The organism is Clostridium sp. (assembly GCF_051278035.1).
Taxonomy (GTDB): domain Bacteria; phylum Bacillota; class Clostridia; order Clostridiales; family Clostridiaceae; genus Clostridium_AD.
Genome location: NZ_JBNMNU010000213.1, coordinates 1 through 6,520, shown reverse-complemented (window position 1 = coordinate 6,520; position 6,520 = coordinate 1). Strand labels below are relative to the sequence as shown.

General features: G+C 30.6%; 10 protein-coding genes. 5 read left to right on the top strand and 5 right to left on the bottom strand.

Annotated features, from left to right (window positions below; all coding sequences use genetic code 11):
- Nucleotides 1-368 precede the first annotated feature (368 nt).
- The 5 genes from ACJAX4_RS21090 (at nt 369) to ACJAX4_RS21070 (ending at nt 3,436) form a co-directional block, all read left to right on the top strand.
- The gene (locus ACJAX4_RS21090; RefSeq protein WP_435791404.1) at nt 369-587 is read left to right on the top strand and encodes a helix-turn-helix transcriptional regulator; all 219 of its coding nucleotides are present in this window, start codon (nt 369-371) and stop codon (nt 585-587) included.
- Between the two features lies 1 nt (nt 588).
- Entirely contained in the window at nt 589-999 is a 411-nt protein-coding gene (locus ACJAX4_RS21085) for a hypothetical protein (RefSeq protein WP_435791403.1), read from the top strand.
- Nucleotides 1,000-1,020: 21 nt separating this feature from the next.
- The gene (locus tag ACJAX4_RS21080) at nt 1,021-1,329 is read left to right on the top strand and encodes a hypothetical protein (protein ID WP_435791402.1); all 309 of its coding nucleotides are present in this window, start codon (nt 1,021-1,023) and stop codon (nt 1,327-1,329) included.
- A gap of 69 nt (nt 1,330-1,398) precedes the next feature.
- Nucleotides 1,399-1,680, top strand: coding sequence for a hypothetical protein (locus tag ACJAX4_RS21075; RefSeq protein ID WP_435791401.1), 282 nt, complete (start codon nt 1,399-1,401; stop codon nt 1,678-1,680).
- Between the two features lie 739 nt (nt 1,681-2,419).
- Nucleotides 2,420-3,436 carry a replication initiation protein gene (locus tag ACJAX4_RS21070; RefSeq protein ID WP_435791400.1) on the top strand — a complete coding sequence of 339 codons (1,017 nt, stop codon included), beginning with the start codon at nt 2,420-2,422 and terminating at the stop codon, nt 3,434-3,436.
- Nucleotides 3,437-3,817: 381 nt separating this feature from the next.
- On the opposite strand, the gene ACJAX4_RS21065 is transcribed toward ACJAX4_RS21070, so the two are convergent.
- From ACJAX4_RS21065 to ACJAX4_RS21045, 5 genes are all read right to left on the bottom strand, one after another.
- Entirely contained in the window at nt 3,818-4,243 is a 426-nt protein-coding gene (locus ACJAX4_RS21065) for a hypothetical protein (protein WP_435791399.1), read from the bottom strand.
- The gene (locus ACJAX4_RS21060; RefSeq protein ID WP_435791398.1) at nt 4,225-4,980 is read right to left on the bottom strand and encodes a ParA family protein; all 756 of its coding nucleotides are present in this window, start codon (nt 4,978-4,980) and stop codon (nt 4,225-4,227) included. The genes ACJAX4_RS21065 and ACJAX4_RS21060 overlap by 19 nt, the downstream gene beginning before the upstream one ends.
- 14 nt (nt 4,981-4,994) lie before the next feature.
- Complete coding sequence (locus ACJAX4_RS21055) at nt 4,995-5,147, bottom strand: hypothetical protein (protein WP_435791397.1); 153 nt, start codon at nt 5,145-5,147, stop codon at nt 4,995-4,997.
- Nucleotides 5,148-5,456: 309 nt separating this feature from the next.
- Nucleotides 5,457-6,185 (bottom strand): hypothetical protein, encoded by a 729-nt coding sequence (locus ACJAX4_RS21050; RefSeq protein WP_435791395.1) that lies wholly within the window; start codon nt 6,183-6,185, stop codon nt 5,457-5,459.
- Nucleotides 6,186-6,248: 63 nt separating this feature from the next.
- Nucleotides 6,249-6,520 (bottom strand): hypothetical protein (locus tag ACJAX4_RS21045; protein ID WP_435791394.1); only part of this gene is annotated, 272 nt, incomplete at its 5' end.

Here is a 6,520-nt window from a genome sequence, read left to right as displayed (position 1 = left end):
CCTGGTTGTTTCACTTCATAATTACCTTTACATAACATTTAAAGTGTTTTTATTATGTTCGTCATCCTTATATACTTATATGCAAATAACACAAGCTAGCTTTTACAATAGTATATCATCAAAATCATAGAAACTAAAGTATCAGTATCCCTCCTTCATCATAAACACTCCCACTACTATTTCCTTCATTCCTGTTTTATTTGTAGATGATAAATTTATTATTGGTTATAATAAACAAGAATTTGAAAAGGTGTTATATAAGGTTAACTTTTATAACACCTTTTTTAATTTTCAAAGTAATATTTATTTGACATATACGTTACATGTATAGCATACTATACATGTATTATGAATGAGAGGTGGTTCAAATGGGTGATAAATACCTTATATATAATAGAGTAAAAGATTTACGCAATAAAAATAATCAGACTCAAGAGGAGTTAGCAGATTTAGTGGATGTAACTCGACTTACAATTATATCTATAGAAAAGCAAAAATATGAGCCATCACTGGGCTTGGCTATAAAGTTGTCCAAAGTTTTAGGAATATCTATTGAACAATTGTTCTGGATGAAAGAGGAGGAGTAAAATGACTTATCTATACCGTTTCTTAATAAAAGTAATTTTATCTATTTTATTAATCTTACGAAGTTTCTCTTTATTTACTTATTCACTATATGTGCAAGGAGGCGGTTATTGGGTTCTACCTCTTATAACAATAATGTTTGTTGTATGGACAGTAATAGAATATGTATCACTTTCTAAATCAAAAATGTGGTATAAATCGGTCAGGGATAAGGATGAACGGGTAGCGAAACATGTACAAAGGGCAGGATATATAACATTTTGGATAAATATTATTGGAACTGCTCTTTTGTTTGTATTTTACTCTTATGTAGACATTAGCAAAATTAATCCCCTTAATTTCATAGGTATAATTTTTATTATTAGTATAGTAAGTTTTATAACTTTAAAAACCTACTTCATTCACGAAAAATAAGAGCAAATGGAGGTATTAAACATGATTAAGAACAGTGAAGTATCAACAAAACGCACATTGTTTGGCAAGATATCAATCGGAATTGCATTTATTCTTATAGTAATTATTATAAATGAATTCGTTCAGATTTTGCCAACACATAAATCTAAATTACAAGGAGCCTTAATCTTATTACCATCACTTATAGCGCCAGGTGGTATCATTTTAGGTTTAATTCCGTTAAAGAAAAACAAAGATGACATTGCAAAATGGGGTGTAATATTAAATATTATTTTATTCCTTTTTCCAATTCTTTATATGACATTAGGAACTCTGATATTTGGAGTTTAAGCAGGTACAGCCGACACACATGTAAAAATAGGCCACATGCTGGAAGCAAGATAAAAGGGGGAGTGAGTAATGCCATGGTTAGTAATTCGATTTGTGCTTAGTTTTTTGACTATTCCTTTGTTCATGATAATCTCAATAAAATTTGGATGGAGCAGAGCGTTATGGACTGCTTTGGAAAGAAATATTAAGATAAAACATACTATTGCTTTCTATATTCTTTTATTCATTATTTTTAACGTGATAGTACAATCTTTCTGTGGGATTATTGGTGTGAATTATAGAAGTATCCATTTTATTGTGTTAGCATTGGGTTTTGCTTTCATGCCACCACTTGCAAAAATCTCCAAGTGAGTTAATTCGCAACATTCTTATATTGTTCAAAAATCAAAGTCTACGCAGCCCTTTAGGTAACGCTCGCTTCAGACACCGCGACCTTTACCTAAAGGGCACTGTTATTCATACAAGGTCCCAAAGTGCCCGGGAAATTACGCTGAATTATAAATGTTTTTTATCAAATACGTACGTGCCTGTGACCGTACACAGGCACGTACTCGTAATAAAATTTTAACTCCTGTATAAATAATATTGAAAGGTGAGTAAATGACCGTTAGTGAAATATAATTATTAACAATACTATCAAAAGGTTATACTTCATTTTGTTATTTCTATTGAACATTCAAACGATGATTATAATAATCCCTATAAAAACATAGTATATCTTAAAATGGCGACATCAATTTCACTATTATTTATGTAAATTAAACTCCAAAAATCTATTAAAATTCTAAAACAACAACAACCTCATACTTGTTGTTGTTTTATATATATTTAATAACAACAGTTTTAAGTACTTTTACGCATACCTCTAAGCACTGGTATGACTAGGTTTGAGTACACCAACTATAACCGAATGATAGTGAAAGGTAACCAAATGATAGTGAAACTGCATTTAAGTATAACTAAATGATAGTCAACTATAACCTAAAGATAGTGAAGTATAACCAAATGATAGCGAAGTATAACCCTTTTTTTTTTGGTTATTGATAACTTTCTAAAAATGGGTTATTATTCTTATAGGGGGTGTTCTAAAATGGCAAACGAACTGCAAAATGCAAATAATAATTGGGTATATCAAAGCAACAGACTTGTTGAGGCCTCCTACACTTTAACTGTAGTAGAACAAAAATTAATAAGATTACTTGCAAGTATGATAAATAAAGATGATGATGACATTAAAGAATATAAGTTTAAAACTAAGGAATTGATTAAGGTATTAAATACAAGTGATAGTAGATTCTATAGGGACATTGACAGTATCACAGATCTACTTATGCAAAGAATTATTAAAATAAAAAGTGTAGATACCTCTGACTTTATGAAATATCATTGGGTAGATACAGCTAAATATGTAAAAGGTGTATTGATACTTAAAATAAATAAGGACTTAAAACCATTTTATCTAGGGTTAGATTGCTATACAAAGTATCAATTAAGAAATATAATGCAATTTAAAAGTACATATTCTTTTAGGTTATATGAACTGTTCAAGCAATACGAGGGTATAGGGCATAGAATATTAACAGTAGAAATGTTAAGAGATTCATTGAATATTAGCAAAGACCAGTACCCAAAATATGCCAATTTAAAACAAAAAGTAATTAATGTAGCAGTAAAAGAGATAAATGCAAATACTGATTTGCTTATTGCCTACAATGAGATTAAAGAAGTTAGAAAAATTGTAAGTGTTCAATTTTCGATTATTAAAAAAAATAAGGCCAAAAGTGAAATTGCTGCAACATCGGTTGTTCCCATTTTTTTTAATGAAGGTAACATAAATCTTGTTAGGCAAGTGATTAAGCAGGAGCTTACAGATTTAGAAGTTCAGCGAATACTTGATGCTGCCAATTTAGATATTGAAAAAATAAAAGAGAAGTATATTATTATAAGCCAATTGAGCACAGTAACTAACTTCGTTGGGGCTATGATAACGGCATTAAAGGAGAATTGGACAACTACAAATAAATCAAAAATAAGTACTTTTAATGATTATGAACAAAGAGATTATAATTTTGCTGAACTAGAGAAAAAATTATTAGGTTGGGAATAAGCTATCAAACAATACTATTTAAAACAACATACAAGCTGTTTTAAGCACGTTTGGTGCAAAATACATAGAAGAATACATATAAAATTTAAAATCGAATACAGTGCGTTTAAAGCGATTTATGGAGGCATACCAATTGTGGTGTTTTATCGTTTAATTTAAATACGAAAAACACCGTTATTGGACAAGGTGAGGATTATTGGAAATACGAACGTTATATTGGTTATATTTAGGAAGTACAACGTCCTCTCTGGTCAACAATTAATGACTGAACTACCAACAAATGACGTATCTGTAGCTGTACACGGTCACGTGTACGTGACCGTGATTATATTAATATTGTCATAAGTCTTTTAAGGGCTTACCAATAATACTTCCCATAACTTATTTTTTCACAGCCTCCATAAGCATATCCATAGCCATTCTAAATATCTCCGATTCTTTTATTCTTTTACCTTTGTTTTTCTTAGTCAGTTGCTTTGACAGATCTTTTACAAAATCCGATTGATCTTTTCTTAAATAGGCTACGCATCTTACCAATTGTTCAGTATTGTTTAGCAATGAATCTAGCACCGAGTCCGTGTCCGTAACTGGTTTCGTGTCTGTGCTTGGTGACGTTACCGTGGACGTGCCCGTGTACGTACCCGTATACATATCTATATCTGTAGAATCATCCGTTTTTTTAGCATCTTCACCATCGGTTGTACTTGTAAAAAATGCATCTACACCTTGTCCTTTTTTTACTCCTTGTGATTGCATTTCATTTACTTTTTTAAGTTTATCAGCCAGGCTTACTTTTTTAATTCCCATGCTATAACCTCCTTAGCTAATTCTTGATAGGAAACAGCTCCTTCAAATTTTCGATTATAGGTCATAATAGGTTGTCCAGCTAGCACTGCATCTGGAAATTTTATTGATTTTTTTATCATGGAATGAAAAACTGGATAACTCTTTTGCAGCTCAGCAACTACATCTTTGTGGTGTGTTGTCCTATTATCGTATAAAGTCACTAATATCCCCATTAAGGTAAGGTTTTTGTTCAGTTTTTTAACCTTAGTCATTGTTTTTTCAAGCAAATTAAATCCGCGAAATGCAAGATACTCGGGTGCCATAGGTACAATTACAACATCACAGGCAGCTAATGCATTAATAGTTAGCAGTCCAAGGGAAGGAGGGCAATCAATTAATATATAGTCAAACTCGTCTTTCACCGGGTCAAGCGCTTCCCTAAGTTTAAATTCGCGGCCTACTTCAGATACTAGTTCCATTTCTGCTGCAGAAAGGTCTATGGTAGATGGTACAAAGTATAGAAGGTCATCAAATAAAATCAGTTTCTTTATATCCACATCTTCAACCAATGCATTATAAATTGTTTTTTCTAAATTCTCCGGCTCAAGGCCTATTGAAATTGTTAAACTAGCTTGAGGATCCAGGTCTATCATTAATACTTTCATGCCTAGTTCAGTAAGAGCTACCCCCAAATTTAATGTGGAGGTAGTCTTACCAACGCCGCCTTTTTGATTGCTCACTGCAATTGTTTGTGCCATTATATATCCCCTCCTTATATATCCTTTTTTATACCTTCTTTAATGTATGTAATAACTTGTGCGGATCTGCTCCGTTCACTTTGTTTTGCTAATTCTTTTAATTGTTTCTCCATTTCTATACTCATAACAACGGGTATTATAACATGGGTTTCTTTATTAATTGCCAAGGTAACACCTCCAATTAGCGTTAGTATAGCATGGTTATTAACTGTTAACAACTACAAATTGAAAGCACTACAAGCATTCAAATATATCCAAAAAACAACAAAAACTGTTCCAATTTCTGTTGCTAAAAATAGATAAAGAATCTATGGTCATAATATTATACATTAATATATAACAGAGGAATGTTGAGGAGAGAACAGGTAGGAGATGTGGAAAGACCAGCCACCTATATTGCAATTGTAGCCAACAGAGCAAATATTATGTTTGCGAATATTAACATTACCAACCCAAACAATATATAGATACACCCATCAAATATAGCCTATTGTTTTATTGTCATTTATCAGATTTATATTGTTACTGTTAATTAAGAAATCTACTTTGTCCTTATCATGTGAACTGATTTTCAAAGTATGCTTTAATGTATCTTGACTTAAAAACCACTTAGTGAATTTATCATTCTTCACATATAGAGATAGCATATAATATTCAATATTATGGTTTATATTATTTTTCTTAATTAGACATTTCCATTCATATTCAACTATCTCAACCCATTTTATTGATTTACCTAAATAATATATGCCCTTAGTGCTTATCGTTTTTCTTTGTAACCCTCTATATAAGAGGGTTATAGCCAGAGATAAACACATTATACTAGAAGAGAAACTTTTAAGCCCTAATCCCATAAACATAATTATTGAAATGAGTTCATGTATTGTAATGAATTTCTGGAAGAATGTATTCTTAATTGTAAGCATGGAATTATAATCGAACAGTTGGTACCATGTGTTAAGATAGTCAGGAATAAGAATTGAATATGCTTCAAAATACCTGATTAGAAAAATTTTAAAAAGTATTATGGACAGTATAATATTAAAAATTGACAGGATTAAATTAAAATTAATACCCCATAAAGCTATTATATCTGACTTTTCTTGAATTTTTGCTCTTTTAATTATGTTTCTAAAAATCAATAATATATTCAAAAACGGTGAGGAAACTAAAACTCCTAAGAGGATATAGTAAAGATATATCATTTAAAACACCTCCATGATTTATATCTATATAAACTTTGCCTTGTATAATTTTATATCCGAAAATTATATGTTCCTACGGATTATTTCATCAATCTCATTACAACTTATTGATTTGAAAAAAAACTTAAGTTCTCTACGTTCTTTAAAGATATTTTCTATTTCAAATGCAATTACATTATTTTGTTTATAATTATGACTTATAATACTAGCCCATGAATAAAACATTCCAGAATACATTATTCCATTCTCATAAAGTCCATTAGTGATATACAAAGGTAAGATAATTAATACACAATTTCCAGCCGTAACAGAAAAAAAACATATGATTGATATAG